Source organism: Bradyrhizobium cedriense (assembly GCF_054602315.1).
The window spans coordinates 1-779 of record NZ_JBTSWB010000027.1; the positions used below are offsets into that span (position 1 = coordinate 1).

The following is a 779-nucleotide window of genomic DNA, read 5'->3' on the forward strand; positions in this document are numbered from 1 at the left end:
GCCCCGCGACAATCAGAGCCAACAAACCTCTTGCGCGCGACAATCATCGCGGCAATCATCACCTCGCCGCGACACCGACTCGCCATCCTGATTGTCGCGCGCTTCCCACCCAGATTGTCGCGCTATACTCTTCAGGATCGTACATATGGAGCTTGGTGAGCGTCTCGATCTTGCTCTTAAATATCTCTGGCCGCGCTTGAGACGCCTGGGTCGGCAACCCGGGCCCCCAAAACACTCGCCCCTCTTCCATCGACATAATGTAGAAGGCGGTCCCAATCACCATGTCATCGGTGCAGAGCGCATAGGCGCGCGGCACCGGAAAGCCGCACCTCCCAAGCGCTGAAATGACACGAAACTCGCGGTCAACTGCATGCGCCGACGGCAGCAATTTGCCGAATGGCCTGCGCCGCATCACATACGAACGCGTGGGCGTGTTGATCCGATAGGTCGGGTTGGACTGGCCGCCCTTGAACTGCAACACGCTCAGCGGGCCGGCAAAACCCTCCACATGCTCTCGCATCCAGCGCTCGAGGCTGTTCTCGTCAATGCGATGCCCCTCCTCCACTGGCCGCGTGCCCGAAAACTCTTATCTTTCCCGACGCCGTCGAGCCCTTGGATTTCTTGCCGTCGCCCAACGCGCACCCCATAACCAGTCGAGCGTGAAGAACCCCAATTTTAGGCTGGATTGGCGATCGGCTCGGTGAAGAGCGCGGCCAGGATTTGGCACAGCAAAAGCCTGAGCCATCGGATGAGACGGCGGAAGTTGTAGCCAGCGGCGG

General features: G+C 60.2%; 1 pseudogene. It reads right to left on the reverse strand.

What is annotated here, in order from left to right:
• Window positions 1–133: 133 nt before the first annotated feature.
• Window positions 134–618: pseudogene (locus ACYCVF_RS36750) on the reverse strand (phosphotransferase); the annotation flags it as partial.
• Between the last annotated feature and the right edge of the window lie 161 nt (window positions 619–779).